At 60.6% G+C, this 23035-nt stretch carries 21 protein-coding genes and 1 pseudogene; 12 read left to right on the top strand and 10 right to left on the bottom strand.

Going from position 1 to position 23035, the window contains the following annotated elements:
• The first annotated feature begins 51 nt into the window (after positions 1–51).
• From tviB to NCT04_RS09320, 8 genes are all read left to right on the top strand, one after another.
• Positions 52–1320 (top strand): Vi polysaccharide biosynthesis UDP-N-acetylglucosamine C-6 dehydrogenase TviB, encoded by a 1269-nt coding sequence (tviB, locus tag NCT04_RS09355; RefSeq protein ID WP_250465160.1) that lies wholly within the window; start codon positions 52–54, stop codon positions 1318–1320.
• 11 nt (positions 1321–1331) lie between these two features.
• Entirely contained in the window at positions 1332–2408 is a 1077-nt protein-coding gene (locus tag NCT04_RS09350) for an SDR family oxidoreductase (protein WP_250465159.1), read from the top strand.
• A complete protein-coding gene (locus NCT04_RS09345) occupies positions 2405–3580 on the top strand; it encodes a glycosyltransferase family 4 protein (protein WP_250465158.1) in 1176 nt (391 codons plus the stop codon). Before NCT04_RS09350 ends, NCT04_RS09345 begins: the two co-directional genes overlap by 4 nt.
• Complete coding sequence (gene murJ / locus NCT04_RS09340; RefSeq protein WP_250465157.1) at positions 3577–4947, top strand: murein biosynthesis integral membrane protein MurJ; 1371 nt, start codon at positions 3577–3579, stop codon at positions 4945–4947. Before NCT04_RS09345 ends, murJ begins: the two co-directional genes overlap by 4 nt.
• An 81-nt stretch (positions 4948–5028) precedes the next feature.
• Positions 5029–5928, top strand: coding sequence for a glycosyltransferase family 2 protein (locus NCT04_RS09335; RefSeq protein WP_250465156.1), 900 nt, complete (start codon positions 5029–5031; stop codon positions 5926–5928).
• Between the two features lie 3 nt (positions 5929–5931).
• The gene (locus NCT04_RS09330) at positions 5932–7071 is read left to right on the top strand and encodes a glycosyltransferase family 4 protein (RefSeq protein WP_250465155.1); all 1140 of its coding nucleotides are present in this window, start codon (positions 5932–5934) and stop codon (positions 7069–7071) included.
• Entirely contained in the window at positions 7068–8099 is a 1032-nt protein-coding gene (locus NCT04_RS09325; protein ID WP_250465154.1) for a right-handed parallel beta-helix repeat-containing protein, read from the top strand. Before NCT04_RS09330 ends, NCT04_RS09325 begins: the two co-directional genes overlap by 4 nt.
• Before the next feature lie 147 nt (positions 8100–8246).
• Positions 8247–9251 carry an EpsG family protein gene (locus NCT04_RS09320; protein WP_250465153.1) on the top strand — a complete coding sequence of 335 codons (1005 nt, stop codon included), beginning with the start codon at positions 8247–8249 and terminating at the stop codon, positions 9249–9251.
• 114 nt (positions 9252–9365) lie between these two features.
• On the opposite strand, the pseudogene NCT04_RS09315 reads toward NCT04_RS09320, so the two are convergent.
• Positions 9366–10461, bottom strand: a pseudogene (locus tag NCT04_RS09315) (glycosyltransferase family 4 protein); the annotation flags it as partial.
• Between the two features lie 1009 nt (positions 10462–11470).
• On the opposite strand from NCT04_RS09315, the gene NCT04_RS09310 reads away from it, so the two are divergent.
• Positions 11471–11971: a porin family protein gene (locus NCT04_RS09310; protein ID WP_250465152.1), complete on the top strand. Its 501-nt coding sequence runs from the start codon at positions 11471–11473 to the stop codon at positions 11969–11971.
• A 63-nt stretch (positions 11972–12034) separates the two neighbouring features.
• Here NCT04_RS09310 and loiP read toward each other — a convergent pair whose 3' ends face one another.
• The 9 genes from loiP to NCT04_RS09265 form a co-directional block, all read right to left on the bottom strand.
• Positions 12035–12793 (bottom strand): metalloprotease LoiP, encoded by a 759-nt coding sequence (gene loiP / locus NCT04_RS09305; RefSeq protein ID WP_250465151.1) that lies wholly within the window; start codon positions 12791–12793, stop codon positions 12035–12037.
• A gap of 160 nt (positions 12794–12953) precedes the next feature.
• On the bottom strand, positions 12954–13889 hold the full coding sequence (gene mdcH / locus NCT04_RS09300) for a malonate decarboxylase subunit epsilon (RefSeq protein WP_250465150.1): 936 nt from the start codon (positions 13887–13889) through the stop codon (positions 12954–12956).
• The gene (locus NCT04_RS09295) at positions 13886–14566 is read right to left on the bottom strand and encodes a malonate decarboxylase holo-ACP synthase (protein WP_250465149.1); all 681 of its coding nucleotides are present in this window, start codon (positions 14564–14566) and stop codon (positions 13886–13888) included. Before NCT04_RS09295 ends, mdcH begins: the two co-directional genes overlap by 4 nt.
• Positions 14567–14763: 197 nt before the next feature.
• Positions 14764–15585 carry a biotin-independent malonate decarboxylase subunit gamma gene (gene mdcE, locus NCT04_RS09290; RefSeq protein ID WP_250465148.1) on the bottom strand — a complete coding sequence of 274 codons (822 nt, stop codon included), beginning with the start codon at positions 15583–15585 and terminating at the stop codon, positions 14764–14766.
• A complete protein-coding gene (locus NCT04_RS09285; protein ID WP_250465147.1) occupies positions 15582–16427 on the bottom strand; it encodes a biotin-independent malonate decarboxylase subunit beta in 846 nt (281 codons plus the stop codon). Before NCT04_RS09285 ends, mdcE begins: the two co-directional genes overlap by 4 nt.
• Positions 16424–16723: a malonate decarboxylase subunit delta gene (locus NCT04_RS09280; RefSeq protein WP_244828068.1), complete on the bottom strand. Its 300-nt coding sequence runs from the start codon at positions 16721–16723 to the stop codon at positions 16424–16426. The genes NCT04_RS09285 and NCT04_RS09280 overlap by 4 nt, the downstream gene beginning before the upstream one ends.
• A gap of 31 nt (positions 16724–16754) precedes the next feature.
• Positions 16755–17630: a triphosphoribosyl-dephospho-CoA synthase gene (locus NCT04_RS09275; RefSeq protein ID WP_250465301.1), complete on the bottom strand. Its 876-nt coding sequence runs from the start codon at positions 17628–17630 to the stop codon at positions 16755–16757.
• A 200-nt stretch (positions 17631–17830) separates the two neighbouring features.
• Positions 17831–19525, bottom strand: coding sequence for a malonate decarboxylase subunit alpha (mdcA, locus tag NCT04_RS09270; RefSeq protein ID WP_250465146.1), 1695 nt, complete (start codon positions 19523–19525; stop codon positions 17831–17833).
• Positions 19522–20316, bottom strand: a complete 795-nt coding sequence (locus NCT04_RS09265) for a GntR family transcriptional regulator (protein ID WP_250465145.1) — start codon at positions 20314–20316, stop codon at positions 19522–19524. Before NCT04_RS09265 ends, mdcA begins: the two co-directional genes overlap by 4 nt.
• A gap of 156 nt (positions 20317–20472) precedes the next feature.
• Between NCT04_RS09265 and NCT04_RS09260 the strand changes: the two genes are divergently transcribed.
• The 3 genes from NCT04_RS09260 to NCT04_RS09250 all read left to right on the top strand — a co-directional run bounded on the left by NCT04_RS09260 (position 20473) and on the right by NCT04_RS09250 (position 22927).
• Positions 20473–21789: an MFS transporter gene (locus NCT04_RS09260; RefSeq protein WP_244825515.1), complete on the top strand. Its 1317-nt coding sequence runs from the start codon at positions 20473–20475 to the stop codon at positions 21787–21789.
• A gap of 200 nt (positions 21790–21989) precedes the next feature.
• Entirely contained in the window at positions 21990–22340 is a 351-nt protein-coding gene (locus tag NCT04_RS09255) for a hypothetical protein (protein WP_370652022.1), read from the top strand.
• 200 nt (positions 22341–22540) lie between these two features.
• Positions 22541–22927 (top strand): hypothetical protein, encoded by a 387-nt coding sequence (locus NCT04_RS09250; protein WP_250465144.1) that lies wholly within the window; start codon positions 22541–22543, stop codon positions 22925–22927.
• Positions 22928–23035 lie beyond the last annotated feature (108 nt).

Here is a 23035-nt window from a genome sequence, read left to right as displayed (position 1 = left end):
GTCGATGTTTCAAGCAAAGCATCGAGAAACACTGAAGGTTGGTTAAACGAAATGTTAGAAAATCTCCGTATTGCAATCATCGGTCTGGGCTATGTAGGTTTGCCTCTTGCCGTCGAGTTTGGTCGCGGGCGTCCCGTAGTCGGCTTCGATATCAACACGACGCGTATCGATGCGCTGAAGCAGGGTATCGATTCGACGCTCGAAGTAAGTACCAAGGAACTCGCCCGCGCAAGTCAGCTAAGTTTCAGCGCCGATGCGGCGGATCTTGCCAAGTGCAACTTCTTCATCGTCACGGTGCCGACGCCAATCGACGCGTACAACCGGCCCGACCTCGGCGCGCTCATTTCGGCAAGCCAGACCGTCGGCAAGGTGCTGAAGAAAAACGACATCGTCGTGTTCGAATCGACGGTCTATCCGGGCGCCACCGAAGAAGTCTGCGTGCCCGTGCTCGAGCGCGTCTCTGGTCTCAAGATGAACGTCGACTTCTTCGTCGGCTACAGTCCCGAGCGCATCAATCCCGGCGACAAAACGCATCGCGTAGTGGACATTCGCAAGGTGACGTCCGGTTCGACGCCGCAAACCGCGCGCAAGGTCGATGCCGTTTATCGCGAGATCATCACGGCGGGAACGCACATGGCGGAGAGCATCCGCGTGGCCGAAGCCGCGAAGGTCATCGAGAACACGCAGCGTGACGTGAATATCGCGTTGATCAACGAACTCGCGATCATCTTCAATCGCATGAATATCGATACCGAGTCCGTGCTGCGCGCGGCGGGTACAAAGTGGAACTTCCTGCCGTTCAAGCCGGGTCTGGTTGGTGGTCACTGCATCGGCGTCGATCCTTACTATCTGACGCATAAGGCCGAAGAGATCGGATATCACCCGGAGATCATTCTCGCGGGTCGTCGCCTCAACGACAACATGGGGCAGTATGTCGTCGCGCAACTCGTCAAGGCGCTGGCGCAGAAGCGCATTGCTATCGCCGATGCGCGCGTGCTCATTCTCGGTCTCACGTTCAAGGAAAACTGCCCGGATATTCGCAACACGCGTGTCATCGACATCGTCAGCGAGCTTGCAGAGTATCAGGCGCATGTCGATGTCTGCGATCCGTGGGCGCTTGTGCACGAGGTCAAGGACGAATACGGCATCGATCTCGTCGAGTCGCCTGAGGCGGGTGCTTATGACGCGATCGTTATCGCGGTCGCTCACGAGCAGTTCGTCACGCTCGGAAAGGGCATGCGCGATTTCGGCAAGAAGGAGCACCTTCTCTACGACCTCAAATATGTCTTGCCGGCCGATGGTTCGGATCTGCGCCTGTAAGGATACTCACGATGAATCGCTATCAGGTTATCTGCGAAGCGTTGCGAGCGAATCCAGTGCGATGGCTGGTCACGGGCGCGGCGGGATTCATCGGTTCGAATCTCGTCGAGACGCTGCTCAGGCTGAATCAGGAAGTCGTCGGGCTCGATAACTTCGCGACCGGTCATCGGCGCAATCTCGACGAAGTGGCGACCTCGGTGTTGCCGGAGCAATGGTCACGCTTCACGCTGATAAAAGGCGATATCCGCAATGCGCGAGATTGCGAGACCGCTGTCGCTGGCGTAAAGCATGTGCTGCATCAGGCCGCCTTGGGATCGGTGCCGCGTTCGCTGAACGATCCGGTCGCGACCGATCAGGTGAACATCGGTGGCTTCCTCAACATGCTGGTCGCCGCGCGCGATGCAGGCGTATCCAGCTTCACCTACGCGGCGTCCAGTTCGACATACGGCGATCATCCGGTGCTTCCCAAAGAGGAAGCGAATATCGGACGTCCGCTTTCGCCTTACGCCGTCACGAAGTATGTGAATGAGCTCTATGCAGAAGTCTTCGCGCGCTGCTACGGCTTCAAGGCGACGGGCTTGCGCTACTTCAACGTCTTTGGCAAACGCCAGGACCCGAACGGCGCGTATGCGGCGGTCATTCCGCGCTGGATCGCCACGATGATGAGCGGCGAAGACGTGCAGATCAATGGCGACGGCGAGACGAGCCGCGACTTCTGCTTCGTCGATAACGCGGTACAGGTCAATCTGCTCGCAGCAACGGCGAGCGATGATGTGCGCGGACAGGTCTTCAACGTCGCACTCGGAGATCGCACGACGTTGAACGAGTTGTTCGGCTTGCTGCGTGACACGCTTGGAGAATACGGCATTCGATACGATCGGCCGCCGACATACCGCGCGTTTCGCGGAGGGGACGTACGTAATTCGCAGGCCAGTATAGAGAAGGCGAAGTCGATGCTTGGATATGCCGACGGCGTGCGGCTCGACGAAGGCATTCGGACCGCCGTGCCGTGGTATATCGCGTCGACGAAGACGCAGCGAGACCACGTCCAATCTTCCGATGCGAGCAACGGTAATACATCGCGATGAAGGTTCTGCATATCATCAGCAGCCTCGATCGCGGTGGCGCAGAGGCGGTGTTGTTCCAGGTTGTGTCGCACGGGCGCACGAGCGGTATCGAGCATCGCGTGGTCTGTATACGCGGAGAAGGGTACTACACGGCGAAGTTGCTCGAACAAGGCATCGAAGTCGAAGCGCTGAATTGTTCGAAAGGCCGAATCACGCCGCGCGCGTTGCTTCGTCTCTGGTCGGTCATGTGCGCGTTCGGCCCGGACGTCGTGCAGACCTGGATGTATCACGCCGATCTCATCGGCGGCGTGCTTGCCTATCTGACGCGCTTCAAGCCGATTTGCTGGGCAGTTCATCACGCGAATCTCGACTCCGACAAAAACACACGCATGACGGTCCGGATCGCGAAGATGTGCGGATTGCTCTCGCGCTTCGTGCCGGACCGCATTGTGTGCTGCTCGAAACGAGGCCAGGCCGCGCATCAACAGATCGGCTATGACGGCAGCAAGTTCTCGTGGATCCCGAACGGCTACGACATCGAACGCTTCTCGCCGGATCCTCATGTGAGGGCGGCGCAACGACAGCTCTGGCAAGTCTCGGACGATATACCGCTTATCGGATGCGTCGCGCGTTGGAATCCTCAGAAAGACCATCCGAACCTGTTTCGCGCCGCGGCGATGCTCGCCGATAATGGCGTCGCTTTCAAGCTGGTGCTCGTCGGCGCCGACATGACATGCGCGAACGCCGATCTTCTCGCATCGCTCGATGCTGTCGGTTTGCGCGAACGCGTGCTTCTGGCGGGACCGTCGGACGATATCCCAGGCGTCATGAACGCGCTCGATATCCACGTGCTGCCGAGCGCTGGCGAAGCGTTCCCGAACGTGGTCGCCGAGGCGATGGCTTGCGGCACGTTGAGCGTGAATACCGATGTAGGCGACGTTGCCACGATAGTCGGTAGCGAAGGATGGGTCGTCCCGCCTGGTCATTCGGTCGCGCTTTCAAAGGCGCTTGGTGCAGCAATTGCAATGAACCGCACGACTGAAGGTAAAGCGCGCAGGGAACGCGCGCGCACTCGCATTGTGAGTAACTTCGGTCTCGAGCGGATGCAGCAAGCGTATGAGTCGACCTGGCGCGAAGTCGCCGCGCGCGCGGGCAAGGTCGTTCCGCGGCATCGCAGAGAGAAGCGGACATGAGCTTCGGACTGGCATCCAAGCTTCGGGCCAAGCTTGCGAACGCGCATCCGGATCATCGCAGGATAGCGAAGGGCGCCGCATGGGTGTCACTCTTCGTGCTGATGGGCAAGAGTGCCGGCGCCTTCAAGGAAATGGCGATCGCGTATCGCTATGGCGTGAGCGGTATCGTCGATGCCTACCAGTTGTCCTTCACGCTCGCCACATGGATACCTTCCATGCTCGTCACGGTGCTCAGTACCGTGCTGATTCCCGTGCTCGTGCGCATGCGCAACGACGACACGGACACGCTCGCCAACTTCATCGGCGAATTGCGTGGCTTGGCGTGGCTCGTCGGTCTTGCCATCGCCAACGTGCTCGTTTTCGCATCGCCCGTGGTGATCGCCTATGTGGGTGGACCGCTGCCGGAGCATACGAGATCGCTTGCGATGCAATTTATCGTCGGCATGTCGCCGCTCGTGCCGCTCACCTTGCTCATGTGTATCGATGCCGCGCGCTTGCAGGCACGCGAGCGGCATATCAACACGTTGCTCGAAGCCGTGCCGGCTGCAGTGCTCTTTTTCGTGGTGATCGTCAGTACCGGTTCGTCGATCAAGCCGCTTTACATGGCCGTTACGCTCGGACTCGCGCTGCAAGTTTATTTGTTGTCGATGTTCGCAAGGCGTGCGGATAAGGTCCGCGCTCCCATTCGCTTCGGATTCAGTTCGCCGCAGTGGCGGGCCATGGCGCATTCGATCGGCGTCATGCTCATCAGTCAGGCCATCCTTGCTTGTATCGTGCCTATCGATCAATACATGGCGACCCGTGAAGGTGCTGGAGCGGTCGCCACGCTTGGTTATGCCAATCGGCTGATTGCGTTGCTGATGGGTCTCGGTGCATCGGCAATCGGAAGGGCGACGTTGCCCGTGTTGACGCAGACCATCCGCAATGGCGAACGCGAGCGCGCTCGATCCATGGCGATCAAATGGGCCTACGTCATGTTCGGAATCGGCGCCGTGGCGGCATGTGTCGCTTCGTTCGCCGCGCCTTTGATCGTGCGTGTGCTGTTTCAACGAGGCGCTTTCACGGCAGTCGATACTGAACATGTCGCGGTCTTGCTTCGCTGGTTCAAGCTGCAATTAGCGCCAGCATTTGCCACATTAGTGTTGATGCAGATGGCTGCCAGCGAAGGGCGCTATCGGTCGATCGCGTTCATCACATGCGCAGGCTTCGTCGCCAAGGTCGCGGCCAACTTCGCCTTCACACCAATGCTCGGTTTGGCCGCGCTTCCTGTAGGCACTGCTGTCATGGCCGGCGTCGTGTTCGTTCTCTATCTTTTCTCCATCCACGAGAACGAGGAAGAGGACATGGAGCAAGAGCATGGAGCCTGATTTCTCGCCGATGCCTTGTCTGACGCGATCGCCGACTTGGAATCGCCTCACCCGCATGCCACGCATTGTCAAGTTTTCTCGATGACGTTCATCTCTGTTATTACCGCCAGCTATAACCGTGCGGCTCAGTTGCCAAGCTTGTTCGCCAGCCTCGAAAAACAAAGCGACAGAGATTTCGAATGGATAGTCGTCGATGATGGCAGCGTCGACAACACGCGCGCGCTTTGCGAGCGCTGGGCTGACCAGGTCGATTGGCCGCTGCGCTACATTCAGAAACCGAACGGCGGGAAGCATACCGCGCTGAATCGGGGCTTCGCACTTGCGAAGGGCGAATTGATCATCACGGTCGATAGCGATGACACGCTCACGCTCGATGCCATCGCGACGATTCGCGAAAACTGGTCGTCGTGTCGAACCATTCCCGACGTATGCGGCATGAGCTTTCTCAGACTGCGCGCGGATGGACGCGTGATCGGTGACCGTTTCGAGCCGGACCGCGAGTGGGCGACATACATCGATATGCGCATCAATCGCGGGGTGCGTGGCGACAAGGCCGAAGTCTGGCGCGCAGACATCTTGAAGCAGTTTCCTTTTCCGGAAGTCGAAGGCGAGCGCTTCATGATGGAGTCCGCCGTATGGGGAATGATCGGGCGGCGGTATCGGATGCTGCACGTGAACATCGGCTTCTATGTTTGCGAGTATCTGTCCGATGGTCTGACGCGAGGCGGCGCGGCGCTGACGGTCCTGTGCCCGGTCGGGTCCGCACACGGCATTCGCTGGGCAATCGCGCCGCCGGTCAACATGCGCACGCGGATCGTGATGACGTGGCGGCTCATTGCTTACGAGTTTTTGGCGCGACGTTCTGTGTACCAGATCGCGATGGCGTCCGGGCATCGCTTGCAGGTGCTGTTGAATCTGCCATTCGGATCAGCGCTTTATTTGTACTGGCGGTTCAAGTTTCGACGTGAGTTAGGTCGGTAGGTCATGAAAAAAGTCGTTCTCTTTGCCAATACGGATTGGTACCTTTTCAATTTTCGTTTGTCGCTCGCGAAGAATCTTCGGGACAATGGCTGGTCGGTGTTGCTCATGTCGCCGCCGGGGCCTTATGTCGCGGGGTTAGAGGACGCCGGATTCCGCTGGCTTCCCGTGCCGATGCAACGACGCAGTCTGAACCCCTTGCGGGAACTCTTGCTGGTCTTGCACCTATGCCGCCTGTTCCGCAAAGAGCGGCCAGATGTCGTGCATGGGTTCACCATTAAATGCGCGGTGTACGGTTCGCTTGCGGCGCGTCTCGCGCGCGTCAGGCAGCGCGTCAACGCTGTGGCGGGTCTCGGCTTCGTGTTTACGAACGATTCGCTGAAGGCGCGCGTCTTGCGGCCGTTAGTCAGAACATTGATGCGCGCGACGTTGAATGGCCGCGGCGCATCGCTGATTCTCCAGAACCCGGACGATGTCGCAATGTTCATCAACGCCGGTATCGTCGACAAGTCTTGCATCCACCTCATTCCCGGATCGGGCGTGAACGTACAGAAGTTCGCCCAACGCGCGAAGGACACGAGCGGCACGCCACGACCGATTCGCGTTTTGCTGGCTGCGCGCCTGCTTTGGGACAAGGGAATCGCGGAATACGTGGAAGCGGCGCGCGCGCTGCGAAACAGCCAGCGCTCGTTCGAATTCCTGCTCGCCGGCGATCCCGACGAGGGCAATCCTGCTTCGGTGCCGACAAAAACGGCTGAGGCCTGGGTCGAGGAGGGCACGCTGACTTGGCTCGGTCATGTCGGTGACATGCCGGCGTTGCTACGCGACATCGACATCATGGTGTTGCCCAGTTATAGAGAAGGGTTGCCAAAGGCAATGATCGAAGCCGCAGCATGCGGCATCGCGCTGGTGACGACGGATGCGCCGGGTTGTCGCGAGGTCGTGAGTCAAGATGGCGTCGATGGCTTGCGCGTTCCGGTGAAGGACGGCGTCGCGCTGACAGATGCAATCGCGCGTCTGCATGACGACCCGGTGTTGCGCGAAACGATCGGTGCCAATGCGCGCGTTCGCGCGCTCGCAGAGTTCGACGAAAGGATCGTCATCGAGCGGACCGTTGCGGTGTATGGAACAACGCAGAACGCTTGAGACCGATCATGATAAGCAGAAGAGTTGCGCTCAAAGTCATAGCGTCGATGCCTCTGGCGCATGGGCTTGCGTGTCGGTCGGCGGCGGCTAAGATATTGAATGAAGACGACGTCGTGCATGCGAGTGTCTTCGGCGTCGTGAGCGATGGCGTGAGCAATGACACGTCGCGTCTTCAGGATGCGATCGATCGCTCAGTTGGCAAGACGTTACTCATTGGCGGACAATGCCGCATCGACACGCAAGGACTGAGTCTGCGAAGCGGCTCGCGCGTTCGCTTCGAACCGGGCGCCTCGATCAAGTTGCTTGCGCATGACACGCCTTCGTATCAAATGTTGCGCATGTGGGACGTGAGCGACGTTGTGCTGGAGAACGCGACGCTAGACGGCAGTCGTGAGTTGAACTCGGCGCAGCCCAAAACGCATTCGGAAGGCTACGGCATGGGCATTTCGATAGCAGGTAGTTCAAAAATCACGATCAAATCGGCAACCACGGTGGGTTGCTGGGGCGACGGTATCTACCTGGCGAACAGTTATCAGCCGACCAGCATGCCGCCTCAGGATATTCACGTGATCGACCATCACGCGAATAACTGTCGTCGACAGGGAATATCCATCATTAGCGGAAGGAACGTTTTCATTGAAGGCGGTCTGTGGGAGAACATCGGTGGAACGGCGCCGTCGGCGGGTATGGATATCGAGCCCAATTCGAATCGTGACGTGCTGGAGAACATCAGAATCGTCAATCCTGTCACGCGAAACTGCAAGATCGGCATCCTCGTCTATCTCTTGAAGATTGCCGGTGTCGAGTCCAAGGACGTGCAGATCGATATCAGCGGTCAGCGCGATGAATCCGCGAAGATCGCCGCCTTTAGCGTTTCAGGTCTCGATACCAAAGGTTCAATTGTGAAAGGACGAATCGTCAACCGATCGGCGACCTGGATCAAGCCAAAGCTTCTTTCCGTCGAAAGCCACGATTACGACAAGCGCGGACCGCAGATCGTAGTAACAAACTTGAAGACTATTCGATAACCGGCGCACTTCGCCGACGACAACCTCGCAAGGCAGCAAGCCGGCGCCGAGCGCATTATCCGACCTAAAAGAATTTCGATGAAAGCCAGAATGACTCAAGCGCCGAGTCCACCAGTTCCCCGTCGCAAAACTCAGGCGCGAGCCTACTTGACTACTCCTGGCGGCTGGCTATTCATCGTGATAGCGATTCTATTGCTGATCGTGGTTGCGGTAGGCGATCGTACGATGCTGCTCGATCAGGACAATTACCTGGAGTACTTCAGCCAGACAACGTGGGACTGGTTCGTCAATCTTTATCAGACACGCACTTCAACGCTCAGTTTTGTCATCAGCACGGTGACGGAGGAATTCGGCTGGCGTACCTGGTTGATCGTATTGAATGCGTTCGGCGTAACACCCGATATTGGTGTAAGAGTGACCGTCGTATTGGCGAACGCACTTATCATTGCGGCGCTTTTAGAAGTCCGGCGACCGCTACTAGGGCTGCTTCTTTGGGCGGTCGTTCCGGTAGCCTTGGCTACGGTCGGACTGTTTCAAATCCGTCAAGGTTTGGCATTCGGCATAGCGATGCTTATCACGCTGCGCTATCAGCGGCCCGTCCTCGGATGGGTGCTCGCGAGCTTCGTTCATACGACCTTCGCGATACCCGCGTTGCTATTGCTCTCCATTCGAGCGTGCGGAGATCGAAAATGGCGAGCGTTGATTGTTTCGAGTTTGACGGCGTTCGTACTCGCCGCCGCGGCGGGCTATCTTTTCAATAATTTCGGCGGCAGGCGAGTCGAGGAATATGCGGACTACCAGGACGATTTCACTATCCGGCTGCTCATCCTGTTGATCGTCTATGCAACGGCTTCTGTCATTGTGCTTTATACGCAATGGAAAGAGAAGGGCACAGCGAAGGACAAGGTATGGACGGAGCTATGCACGATGCACGTTGCGCTCATGGCTTATTTGGTCTTTGCGTATGTGCTGTTTCCGTTCGGGAAGGGACGCGTGTGGTATTGCATAGCGTTACTGCTGCCGTACGTGATTTCGCAAATTCGATTCAGGAACGCGTTCGTGATATGGTGGACTGCGCTGATTCTTCTAGCCCTGTCGGCAGATGCCCTCAAGAATTATCAGGCTGATGTCTACAGCTATTTTCTTCATTAGGCGATATCAACGGCGCGTCGAGTCGTAGGCGCCTTGCGATTCGTGTGAGTCGTAATCTGTCATGTCGTTTTCATGGATGGGTCGGCGCGCCGCGGCATCGTCGGTGTCCACGCCAACGCGCGTGAACAACTCGTCCCACACGCGAAGAATCGTATTCGTTGAATATCGCTCGCGAACGGACTTTGCGCCTTTGCGACTCAGTTCGGCACGCAGCGTGTCATCGGTGAGCATCCTTTGAATTGCAGCGGCTAACGCTTGTGAATTGGCGACTGGCACAAGCAGCGCGTCCTGCCCGTCGCGCGTGATGTAGCGCGGACCACTGAGACAATCGACAGCTATGGCGGGAACGCCTAAAGCCATACTCTCGGCGAGCGCGAGGCCGAATCCTTCGAAGCGGGATGACATGACGAATGCCTGCGAGCGCAGAATCTCCGTCCATGGATTTTCGGTGACACCCGGAAGAAAGATGCGCTGGGTCACACCTCGCCTTTCGATCTCCGCTTCGAGCGATGCGCGTTCGGCACCTTCACCCCATATCCACAGATCCCATTTTCGGGCATGCATTCGCAATGGACGAGAATGCGTCGATCAAAAGGCGATAGTTCTTTTGCGGATGCAATCGTCCGAGCGAAACGAGGCGCATGCGCGCGCCGGTTTCGATAGACGGCGCCGACTGCTGGAATAATTCGTCAGGCAGCGGATTTGGGACGACAGCAATATGTCGCATGCCGGGCACCATTGTCTTGAACGGTGCGACGACATTTTCGGTGAGCACCGTTATCGCGCTGGCATGTGGGTAAGTCAGACGAGTAAGCAGTTTCCATAACGCGGATCGTCCGTCGCGAGATGGATCGTTATGTTCGCAAGCGATAACCGGAATGCCCAAGCCTAATGTTGCAAGAATTGCGGCTACGTTGACATTGGTTAAAAAGGAAATCACAACGTCGGGCCGGTTCTCCCGGATGAGCGAGCGCAAAGCCCGCTGCCGCTGAACGAAGCTTGATAACTTGCCGCCTTGACTCCCTGCACGGTCAGTCAGATAGATGAAGCGAACGTTCTCGGAAATCTTGTAAAAGCAATCACCCTTACCGCTATATGTAGCGACTAGCGTGACATCGTCACCGCGCTCACTCCAGGCATTCACGAGCGTAGCCGCGACCCGTTCCGCGCCGCCGCTTCCCATGGAACTCACCAATAGCGTGATTTTCATTTAAGTGATGCTCCAATTGGATGAGCTAACGAGGGGATGTCGCACTGTTGATGATCAGAGAAGTTACGAGTCTTTAAGGACGCTGCGAGTTGACCACGGGACATCAAGACGATCGCATAGGTATGCAGTCTGAAGTCACGCTTGTGGGCTATGTAATCGCGTTCGCGTAATGGCGGATGGTTTCGCACGATGAACGACACGAGCGAGCCAAGTTGAAGAAAATCGGCTCTGACGAAAACGACGCGTTCGAAAGCTAAAGAAGACTAACGATCTTATCATCGGAGCGAGTCTATCGATGTCTTTTGGAATGCAACTTTGTGAAGATGGCGTGCTCAGGGTCCGAGCTTAGAAAAATTTTGCGGAGCACGCCAGCAATGTCTCGGACGTGCCACGCGTCACACACCGACCGAATGGCAGATTGCAATATCAGGATGGTTCAGGAGAAACTCTCCGCCCGGACGAGGTCTTCCACACGCAATAAAGAACGAGCGACGCACGATCATGTATGAGAGTCAGTTCCCATCTTCGATCGTTCAAACGGCTGGCGTGCAAAAATAGCGAATACTTACTCGAACCATTCAAAAAAACAGGCAGTGTATGGAGGCGACGAAGTTGATCGTGAATGTGATTTTTAACGTGCTTGGAATGGCGGCGCTGATCGTCGTTTTGCTTTTGGGAAGTATCGCAATTTGGGACATTCTGCGCGGGAAGTAGGCGGCAAGTTCACTCATCCGCCGGTACTACCATCAATCGCCGCCACTTTCCCATGAGGCGTGCCGGTCTCATCGGCGTCATCGGCCAGGCAACACGTGACGCATGTCACGCCCTACGCCGCCGAGCCCAACCTTTAAGACAAGTCCGCTATCCGAGTTAACAATCGGAAACTAATCTTGCGCGTTGATTGTTTGGAAGCAGTCAATTGCAAGACAGCCTGCGCTGTCTCGATTATTTTCTTGCCTGAATTCGATTTGCGTGTTCTGGCGACGCCTTTCTCACGGTTGGCTCACTCATGGTAAGTATCAAAAAGGTAGCGGCGCCGATTTTCGTCTCGCTGCTCGGTATCGCTAGCGCGCACGCTAGCGAATTTGCCGGCCCCTTCGTCGGCGCGAAGCTCGGCTTGAATTTCTCCGATGCAACCGGACACGATTTCGAGGAATCGACGCACACGACGTTCTTTCCGGGCCTGACGGCAGGTTATAACGTCGATGTCAACCAGTTCGTAGCCGGCGTCGAAGGATTCGCTGATCTTCACGCTGGTTCGACGACCAAGAAGGACGGCGGCATAGACGTAAAAGTCGGCATGCCTATCGACGGCAACATCATGCCTTACGCGCGCGTGGGTTTCACGGGCACCTGGCCGGACACGCGCTTGCACTACGGCGCGGGCGTCGAGTATAAGTTCGCGAAGCAATGGAGTGTCGCTGGCGAATACACGGCCGACACGGCGCACTGCGACGGCGGCCATCGTCGTAACGACAGCCTGACCGTCGGCGTGCATTACTACTTCTGATCGTCACGAATCGGAATGGAAAGCGCGAGCAACCGCTGCTCGCGCTTTTTTTTTGCACCGTCCTTACTTGCCCGACGCAATCCGATCCTGAATGTGCTTCGCGCGCGAAGGCGACGACGGGTGCGAATCCATCATGCTCGACTTGCCGCCGTCGATCGTCGCGAGCTTCTGGAACGCCGTCACAAGGCCGGCCGGGCTGTATCCCTTCTTTTTCTGCATGTCGAACGAGTAATCGTCGGCGGCGCTTTCTTGCGATTGCGAGAATTGCGCCTGGACGAACTTTTCGGACAAGTCGCCCAATTGCGATGCCGACAGATTCGCCACCGCGCCGCCCGTCGATGCCGCCGCCGAGCGCACGGCCGAGGTCGCATAAGCGAGCTGCATCGCCTTCTTGGTGTGTCCGAGCGCCACGTGACCCATTTCGTGGCCCACCACGCCGCGCACTTCGTCGTCGTTCATTGCGTCCATGAGGCCGCTGTACACGCGCACGCAACCGTTGGCCATTGCCCAGGCGTTGACATCCTTCGTGACGTAGACCTTGTAGTTGACCGGCACGCCATCGATGTTGTCGCCCAGTTGCTTCGAGATGCGGTTCAGACGCTGCGTGTATTGACTCGACGCCGGCGCAATCTTGTTTTCCTTGTCCAGGTCCGCGCACGATTTGTCGGAGAGCGTGCGCACATCGGCGTCACTCAGCGTGAAGGCTTGCGATGCGAGTTGGCCAGACTGCAACAACGTGTCGGGATTAAGCGCGTTCATGCTGCTGCAGGAGATGAGCGCGCACAGAGCGGGCGCCGCGAGCGCCAAGCGGATGAATTTCATGTTTCGGTCTTCCTAGAATTGTTTTTGGGGCGTCCGTGACGCGATGCTTCGCGCACGGAGCGGCATCGTCGATGTCCGTCGAACAAAAAGCTAGCGGAACATTCCGATTTTGCTTACGGACGTTGACAATTCGCTGTCGGAAAAGTGCGGAAAAAGCGGATTAATCTGCGGCGCGCTGGTTTGCCGCGCGTACGCGAGCGGCGGTCGGATGAGTGGACGCGGCGTCCATGGATAGCGCCTGCGCATCGGGCAGGGCGTCGCTTGCGAGTTGCGTCAGCGTGTGGCCGGGCGGCATTTCGACGAAGACATTTACGCCGAGTTCGAACAGCGCGATGGTCGATTCGTGCCAGCGCACCGGATAGCGCAAGTTGGTCGCGAGGTCGTCGCGCACGGCATCGGCGCGACGCAGCACGCGTGCGCCGCGATTGCCGACATATGGAACGCGTGGTGCATCGAAGCGGACTTTCGCGGCAGCTTCGATCAATTGCGTGGCCGCGTCTTCGAGCAGCACGCAATGCGAAGGCACGCTCACCGCTAACCGTTCGGCCTTGCGCGCGCCGCGTTCGAGCGCGAGGCGGCTCACGGCTTCGAGCGCATCATCGCTGCCGGATACGACGATTTGACGCGGCGCGTTCAGATTGCCGACATAGGCATCGGCGTGACCGTCGGCGATCACGCGTGCAATCTCTCGTTCGTTCAGGCCGAGCACCGCCAGCATGCCGTAGCCGTGCGGATACGCGTTCTGCATGAGCGTCGCGCGCAGGCGAACGAGGCGCAGGGCATCGTCGAACGCAACGGCGCCGCTCGCCACCGCCGCGCCATACGCGCCGACCGACAAACCCGCGACGGCTTCCGGCTCGATACCTTCGGCCGCGAGCGCGCGCGCCGCCGCCACGGCTGCCGCCAGCAACGTGACTTGCACCGCGACGGTCGACTCAAGCGCGGTGGCGTCATCGAGTTGCAGGATGTTTTCGCCGAGGATGTCGGATGCTTCGGCGAGCGTCTGCCCGATGACCGGATGCGGTTGCTCGCCGCCCAGCCGATGCAAAAAGCCTGGCGTCTGCGCACCCTGTCCCGGAAAGAGATACGCGATCATGCGGCTGCCCACGGATCGGCGACGAGTCGCGGCCCGTCGGCGTGACGCAGCATCACGCGTAGATTCGCGCGCGCGAATTCCGCGAGCGAGAAGGCGGCTTCCGGCGTTTCGATCTGCACGTCGATGCGCGTGCCGATCTCCCGCGCGGTTCGCGACAGTGTGTCGAGAAGCGCGGCGGCTGCATCGCGCGAAAGCGGCGAGGGCGCGCGAATCACGATGTCGAGATCGCTTTCGGGTGTGACCGTGGGTGTACCGCTCGCGAGTTCGAAGCCTGTGCTGCCGGCGGGGCCCCAGGCGAGTCCCGTTGCCTGGATCGAAGACGAGATTGCCCGCAGAAGCGCGAACGCGGGCAAGTGTGCGCGGTCCGAATCGGGCGTGCGTTCGAGCAAGGCTTCGGGAGACAACGCAGACGCGATCGACCGTTGATCGATCCACGCGCCGAAGCGCTCGCCGCGCGTCGAACCGCGTACGCCGATGGGAATTGCGTCGCCCAGGCGCGGCGCACGGCGGACGACGACGAAAGGTGAGCGCGCGAGCGAGGTGGCGACCCAGGACGGCACGTTGGGCGCGAAGAGAAGCGAGGCCGCGACATCCGCGCCGCCTCCGGCCGATGACGACAGCGTGTCGATCTTCAGCAGGTCAAGTGGCCGTATCTCATACTGCCTTGCGTTCATCATTGTTCTCATCGGTGACGCTTGCTGGGCACGCGCAGTCACGAATCGCGCGACCGTGTCGAACGATGCGCGGCAAACGGGCCGCACAAAGGCCTCTTGCATGTTGCGTCGAAGCGGAGCTTATCGTCGGTGACAGCTGCTTCATTGGTGCGTGACAAGCCATTCTCGATGCGCCAAGCCGCATGGAGCACCGCCCCGACTCAAGCTTCATCCCATTGCTCACGCATTCGCTTGCGCACCTCCACCGACGCAGCCCGCGTGCGCTTCGCATCGGCAGAACCAAGCCGGCTCGACAGATCACGCAAAGCACCGCGCGCATCGTTCACGGCCGCCGCAAGCGATGCCTTCACGCGCTCGATCTCGGCCGCCGAGGGCGCATCCGCATCGACGCCTTCGATCAGTTCATGCAGCAATCCGAGCTTTGCATAAGCGCTCATCTTGTACGACATCGGCAAGACGGTGTCGCCGAGCGCATCCAGACTTTCCACGCTGCGCCGCGTGACGCGCGCGGCTGCTTCGCGACCCATTGCATGCACGGCGGTGCCGGGTGAATCGAGCGCGACGATCCGGTTCGCCTGATAACCGTGCGCCAAATACGCGCCCGACATGGCCGGCCCGACGATCAACGCAATCACCGGATGACCCGCAAGACGCGCGCTCGCATAAGCATCGACGGCAGCGGCGCAGGCAAGATGCACGCCGAGCAGTTCCTCGCGCCGGCCGTAAGCCTGACTTTTGACATCGACGACGGCGACGATCGGACGCTTCACGTCACGCTCGCGATCCGCGTCGATAACCTCGCGCACCGCGCGCGCCAACAGCCATCCCTGTTCGAGGCCGACGACGTTGTCGCGAGCGCGTGGAAAGCGGTTGTCCGGATCGGGCACGACGGCGAGAAAATGCGCGTGCTCGCCGTTCAAAAGCCCGCCACGCGCGCGAATCGGACCGGCTTGCGCGCCGGACGCAGGCGAAGTCAGCGCGTCGATCCAGCGTTCGCCGCGCGAGAGAGTTGTCGTGTTCATCGTGATGCACTCCAGAGCGTGCGCAGCGTTTCGGGATCGATGGCGTCCGGGTTCACGCGCGCCAGACGCTCGATGAAACCGTCCACATCCTCGGTGCGATGACGCGTCGGCACGCCGCGCGCGAACGCCGCCAGCACCGCGTCGCGTACTTGCGCGGTATCGTCTTCGACGAGCGTATCGACGAGGCCGACCGCCGCGCGTTCTTCTCCGCCAATCATCGACCAGATGAGGCGCCGGTCGCCCGAATCGAGCTCCTCGATGCCCGCTTCCTGTTCGATCACTTCCGGCCCGTTCATGCCAAGGCGCGCCTGCCGCGTCATCACGAGTTCGGTGCAGAGCGCCGCCGCGAGCGACATGCCGCCGAAGCAGCCGACCATGCCGCCGATCACGCCGACCACCGGCACGTGCCGCCGCAACGCGACGATCGCCGCCTGAATCTCGGCGATGGCTGCAAGCCCGAGGTTCGCCTCCTGCAGGCGCACGCCGCCCGTTTCGAACAGCACGACGGGACGAATCGAGCGGCCCGCTTCGAATTCGCCGAGCGCCATTTCGAGCGCGGCCGCGATCTTCGCGCCCGAGACTTCGCCGATGCTGCCGCCCTGAAACGCGGGTTCGATCGCCGCGATCACGGCGGGTTCGCCATCGAGCATGCCGCGCGCGATCACCGCGCCGTCGTCGGACTGGCAGACGACGTTCTGCATGGCAAGCCACGGCGATTCGAGCCGGTCGAAGGGGCCGAGCAGTTCGCGAAAGGTGCCGGCATCGAGCAGGGCGCGGGCGCGTTCGCGCGCGGTCATCTCGATGAAGCTGTGACGCGCGAGAAAGGTGTCGTGAGCGTTCATGGCGTGCCCTCGCTGGCTTCGACGGCTTCATTCAGGCGCAGCATGACCACGCCGGGCGTCGCGCCGAAGTCGTTGAGCTCCAGTTTCGCGGCGCCGTCGTATCGCTGAAAAAAACGGTCGAGCACACTCTTCCAGACATGCTCGTAGCCGTCGACGCTCGTGCGGATCACCACTTCCGCATTCGCTGTCGCCGATGGCGAGAGCAGCACTTCGAGATCGCCCGAGCCGACCACGCCGACGTGCGCGCGACGCGGCACGGGGCGGGTGGCGGGGTATTCGTATCGGATGTTTTCCATCATCGTTCCTCTTCGATGCGCGCGTTGCGAATCAATGCAAGCGCCTGAGACTGTCGAGAAAGAGCGTCGCCGCAAGCAAGTCGGCGGCGCCGCCAGGCGATGCATCGAGCGCGAGCAGTTCGCGGTCGAGTTCGTGAAGCGCTGTCTTGCCGCTCGCCGATGCAACGCCGCCTGCGTCGAGCACACGACGCGCGCCGTGTTGCGCGACCCGCAGCGCCGTCATGCCGCCGCGATGCAGGAGACAGGTATCGTCGAGCGACGCCATGATCGCGACGAGCGCTTCGAGGCGCGCGTCGTTTTCATCGAGATTGCGGCGACGGGCTGCATCGAGCGCGGGCAGCCCAATTTCGAGCGCATGCGGAAAGCCATCGCACGCTTCGCCGCGCGCGCCTGCCACACGGTATCGCGCCGACACGCGCGCGCCGTGACTCGTTTGTGCCGACGCGGGCGCGTAACGATCCTTGAAGCGCGCGATGCGTGCCGCGCTTGCGCAGATCGCCGCGCTGTCGTCGGGCGCATGCATTGCCGCGCCGGCGCACAGCAAGCCGACGATCCAGATCGCACCGCGATGCGCGTTGCTGCCGGCGGTCGCGCGCATCATCGCAATCTCGCCTTCGCGGCCGATGCGTGCAAGCTGTTCGCGTAACGTCTGCGACGGTTCGAGATCGGCCGACGCGCGAGCGATGGCGACAAACGTGGGGTGCAACGCTTTTGCCGAGCGCAACATGATGTCGAGCGACAAATCGCGATGCGCGCCGCTGCCGCGCCGGTCCACCAATGCGGGTTTCGGTGTGAGACACGCTTCGTCGATGAGCGCGGCCACGGCGCGGGTCGCGATGGCATCGGGCGCGATCGGCTGCAAGTGAGCGAACCGAGTGGCTTCGCGCGACGCTAGCGCCGTTTGCATCGCATGGCCCATGCTCGGGCGGGCAGCGGCTCCGGTATTGGCGTGCGTTGCGACGGCACGCGAATTCGACGGGTTCGCATGCGTGGCGTCATCGAGCCGCGCCTCTGCGTTCCACGAACACACGCCAGCGGGAATGTCGGCAACCACGCAAAGGCTCGACGCTTCGTCTTCACGGTCAGACATACACGAACCCATCGCGCTCACCAGCTTCTGAAGCGCGCAGGCGGCGCATACAGACCGCCCGACCACGCCACCAGGTCGTCGATACTGCGTGCCGCGAGCAGCGAACGCTTTGCTTCGCCGCGCCGCACGCCGAGGTCTTCCGGCAACGCGACGATGCCGCGCCTTCTCAACTCCGCCGTCTTCTTCGCATCCGCGCGCATGCCGATGGGCGTGACGCCCGCCACGGCGGCAAGCGCGGCGCGGCGCTCATCGACACCTTCGGCCGCATGCAGATACGCGATGCCTTCTTCCGTCACGACGTGCGTGACATCGTCGCCGTAGATCATGACAGGCGCGATCGGCATGTTGCTTTTTTCACCGACGGCGATGGCATCCAATGCATCGACGATGGTCGGCTCGCCGCCTTTCTTGTACGTCTCGGCGGTCTGCACGACGAGTTTGTGACCGCGCGCGATGGCCGGGTTCGGGCCGTCGTTTTTCAGCAGCTTGAGCCACGCCTCGCTCGAATGACGGCGCCCGCGTGGATCGTGGCCCATGTTGGGCGCGCCGCCGAAGCCCGCCAGCCGCCCGAGCGTGACGGTGGACGAGTTGGCGTCGGCGTCCATCTGCAGGGTCGAACCGATGAAGAGATCGACGCCGTATTGCCCTGCCAACTGGCAGAACACGCGGTTAGAACGCAGGCTGCCATCGCGGCCGGTGAAGAACACGTCCGGCCGCGCCGTGATGTAGTCCTCCATGCCTACCTCGCTGCCGAAGCAGTGCACGCTCTGCACCCAGCCGCTTTCGATCGCGGGGATCAAGGTCGGATGCGGATTGAGCGCCCAGTGCGTGCAGATCTTTCCCTTCAGCCCGAGCGATTCGCCATATGTCGGCAGCAGAAGTTCGATGGCCGCCGTATCGAAACCGATGCCGTGATTCAGCGACGTCACGCCGTAGCGGTCGTAGATGCCGCGAATGGTCATCATCGCCATGAGAATCTGCAACTCGCCGATATGCCGCGGATCGCGCGTGAAGAGCGGCTCGACGGCGAACGGGCGGTCTGCCTTCACGACGACATCGATCCACGAACCGGGGATATCGACGCGCGGCAGTTCATCGACGATCTCGTTGACCTGCGCGATCACGATGCCATGTCTGAACGCGGTGGCCTCGACGATGGTAGGCGTGTCTTCGGTGTTCGCGCCCGTGTAGAGATTGCCGTGCCGGTCTGCCTGCACCGCGCACACGAGCGCCACCTGCGGCGTGAGGTCGATGAACATGCGCGCATACAGTTCGATATACGTATAGATCGCGCCGATCTCGAGTTGTCCGTCTTCGAGCAGTTGCGCGACGCGCAGACTTTGCGGACCGGCGAACGCGAAATCGACCTTGCGCGCGATGCCCTGTTCGAACAGCGCGAGATGGTCCGGGCGGCTGATGCTCGAAATCAGCAGATGAACGTCGTGCACGCGTTCGGGATCGAGTCTGGCGAAGGCGCGCGAGAGGAAGTCGGCCTGTTTCTGGTTGTTGCCTTCTAGCGCCACGCGGTCGCCCGTGACGATCAGCGCGTGCAAGGCATCGACGATACGGTCGGTCGCGAGCACCGAGCCGTCGAGCCACGGTTCGATCAGCTTGAGGCGGCGCGCTTTTTCCTGCGCGCGCGTGTTCCACTGCCGGGTTTGCGGGCTCGTGTCGCGCGCGGGCGACGTGGCAGGCGTCGGGGACGAGTTCATCGATCCTCCTTCAAAGAGGTTGCAGAAGCCGTTGCGGGCGCGGCGCGCGGGCGGCGCTTCTTCTTGACATGGCTCGCCGCGGCAAGCGCTTGCGCGTCGGCGAGAAAGCGGTGGATCAAATCGCCTGTCGCAAGCAGATGACGCGCGACGAGCGTTTGCGCCTGTTCGATATCGCGGGCGACGAGCGCGGCAAGAATCGCGCGATGCTCCGCATCCGACGAATCCTTGTGAATCGGCAAGCCGAGCTTCAGCCGCAAATAACGTTCGCCGCGCCGATGCATCTGGCCGATCAGCTCCATCAGACGCGGCCGGTCCGCGGGCGCGTAAAGGCTCATATGGAACTGCTCGTTGCGCACGACGTAGAGCGCCGGGTCCGGCTCGCTTTCCGCCGCTTCGAGCAGACGTTGCGATTCGGCGAGCGTTTGCGCCGTGTGATGTTCGAGCGCGATGCCGATCGCCAAGCTTTCGAGCGACGCGCGTATCTCGTAGATCTCGCGCGCCTCGTCGGCCGATTGCAGGCTGACGGCCGCGCCACGATTCGGCTCGATGGTCACCCAGCCTTCGCTTTCGAGTTGCCGGAACGCTTCGCGCACCGGAATCGCGCTCACCGAAAACTGCCGTGCGATGGCGTCCTGGCGCAGCGGTTCGCCCGGCAACAACGCACCTTCGACGATAGCCGTGCGCAACGCATCCGCGATGAAGCGCGACGTGCTCTGGCGCGGTTCGAACTGTGCGTGACGAAACGATGCAAGTGGCTGCGCTGCATCGGAAGTGGAGAAATCTGTCGGCATGGCTAGGTGTAAGTGCGGACTTGCCGCGTGTCAATGTTCAAATATTATATATAAAACGATGCGCGACTTCACAGAAGGTGCTTTCCCTAAGCTGGGAGCGGCTGACAAGAATCGAGAGCGCGCGTGTATCGATCATTCTTTCCCGGAGACATGGCCATGCCAACCACGGTGGACCGAGAGTTACGCGCCTCGCGCCCGATCAAAACCCCGCTCAACCGCTCGCAGATCACCGGCTTCTGGGGTGCGTGGGCCGGCTGGACGCTCGATGGAATGGATTCGTTCATCTACGCGCTCGTGCTTGCGCCCGCGCTCACCGAACTGCTGCCGCGTTCGGGCTACGCGGCCACGCCCGCGAACGTCGGTCTTGCAGGCTCCATACTCTTCGCGCTCTTTCTGGTCGGATGGGGACTGTCGTTCATCTGGGGACCGCTCGCCGATCGCTTCGGGCGCACCAAGGTGCTCGCCGCGACCATCTTCACGTTCGCGATTTTCACGGGGCTGGCCGCGACATCGCATTCGGTTTGGGAGTTGGGCATATATCGCTTCTTTGCGGGCGTCGGCATAGGCGGGGAGTGGGCGCTTGCCGGAACCTACGTCGCCGAGGCATGGCCGGAAGATCGTCGCAAGATGGGCGCGGGTTATCTGCAAACCGGCTATTACGCGGGCTTCTTTCTGGCGGCCGCGCTCAACTACACGATCGGCGCGGCATTCGGCTGGCGCGCTATGTTTCTGGTTGGACTGTTCCCGGTCGTCGTATCGATTCTCGTGCTCTTGCGCGTGAAGGAAACCGACAAGTGGCAGCGCGCCGAAGCGACGAGCGCGCCTGCCGTCAAGCAGCACGGTTCGTTGCGCACGATCTTCTCGCCGCAGTATCGCAAGCGCACGATCGTCGCGGCGGTGCTGCTGACCGTGGCGATCATCGGTCTGTGGGCGGGCGCGGTGTATGAACCGTCGGCAGTCATTCAGCTTGCGACGAAGGCCGGCATGAGCAAGCCCGAAGCCGCGCGCATGGCGTCGATCGCGACGGGCTTGCTGTCCATCGGCACGATCATCGGCTGTCTCGCCTTGCCGCCGATGGCAGAGCGCATCGGCCGGCGCAAGACGCTCGCGGTGTATTTCGTCGGCATGGCGGCTTCCATTGCGCTGTCGTTCGGCTGGGCGTTCTATCTGCCGAACGGGCTCGTGCCGTTCATTGCGCTGCTCGTCGTGCTCGGCTTCTTCGGCGGCAACTTCGCGCTCTTCAGCCTGTGGCTGCCGGAACAGTTCGAAACGCGCGTCCGGGCGACGGCGTTCGCATTCTGCACGTCGGTGGGACGCTTCTTCGGCGCGATCGTGAACTTCGGCATCGGCGCGATGGTGCTGCATATGAAGACGCTCGGCGTGCCGATCGCGCTCACGGGTATCGCGTTTCTCATCGGCCTCGCGGTGATTCCGCTCGCGCCTGAAACGCGCGGACAGGAACTGCCCAATTAGTGCCCGTTGCACGGTCCCTGACGGCGGCTTTCACGAGCCGCCGTTTCTCATTGGCGCGCGGCGTGCATGATCCTTACTCTCCGTAATCATTTGCCTGGTAGGCATTGGTAATGGGACGTTACCAAGTGGCACACAAGCAAAGGCGTTCGTTCGATATAGTCCACTCAACACAACAAACATCCCATCGAGGTGGGCTTCACATGAACAAGGTATTGAGGACATCCGCGCTCGCAGGAGCGTTCGTCATCGGTGGTATGACGCTGTCCGGCGCGGCCATGGCGGGCGTTTCCGTCGGCATCAATCTCGGCGTGCCCGCGCCCGTGTACGTTGCGCCGGCGCCGGTCTATGCGCCTCCGCCTCCGCCCGTGGTCTATGCGCCGCCGCCTCCGCCGGTTTATGCGCAACCGGCTATCGTGATCGGATGGCATGGCGACCAGTACTGGGATGGCCATCGCTACTGGAACCGCGACGAGTGGAACCACGGTCACGGCGGTCACGGATACGGCGGCCGCGACTACGATCATCACGATCACGGTCATCACGACCATTGAGCGAACGTCGCGCTAAGAGAAAGCCACCCGGTCGAAGGGTGGCTTTTCATTTGTCGCCGCGCGGCAGCGTGTAACAAAAGGTAAGGTTTCTCCTGACGAGAGCCACGTCATGGGAAGAACTTACAAAGCTGAAATATTGCGCTGAAAGGCGTCCGTTATATTTTGTCGCAAGCCAATCAAAACAAAACGAGGACCACGCGATGAATGTGAATGTCATGGGGCGAGTGCTGGGCGGCATCTTGATCGTGACCGCGTCAGCGATAAGTGGCACCGCGCACGCCGATGTACACGTAGGCGTGAACGTCGGCATCCCCGCGCCGGTGTACGTTGCACCCGCGCCTGTGTACGCGCCGCCTCCGCCGCCTGTGATTTACCAGCCGGCTCCGGTTTATGCGCGTCCGCCCGTGGTCATCGGCTGGTATGGAAATCGATATTGGGATGGGCGCCGTTACTGGAACCGGAACGACTGGAACCGTTATCACGGCCACGGTTACGGGCATGGCTACAATCGCGGGCCGCAACACGGACACGGTAACGGGTACGGACACGGCAATGGTCATGGCAACGGACATGGTGGCAGGCATTGAACGCGCTGGTCCAGTCTGGCTGCCGAGTCGGCAGACATAGCGGGCCTTTAGACGACGCTATCAAAGGCGTTCTTCACAAAGCCAACGTTCCCGAAGGCGAGGGTCACG

The sequence above is a fragment of the Caballeronia sp. GAFFF2 genome (assembly GCF_023631485.1).
Lineage (GTDB): Bacteria > Pseudomonadota > Gammaproteobacteria > Burkholderiales > Burkholderiaceae > Caballeronia.
Note: the sequence above shows the minus strand (reverse complement) of the source record. Positions and strands in the feature narration are given on the sequence as shown.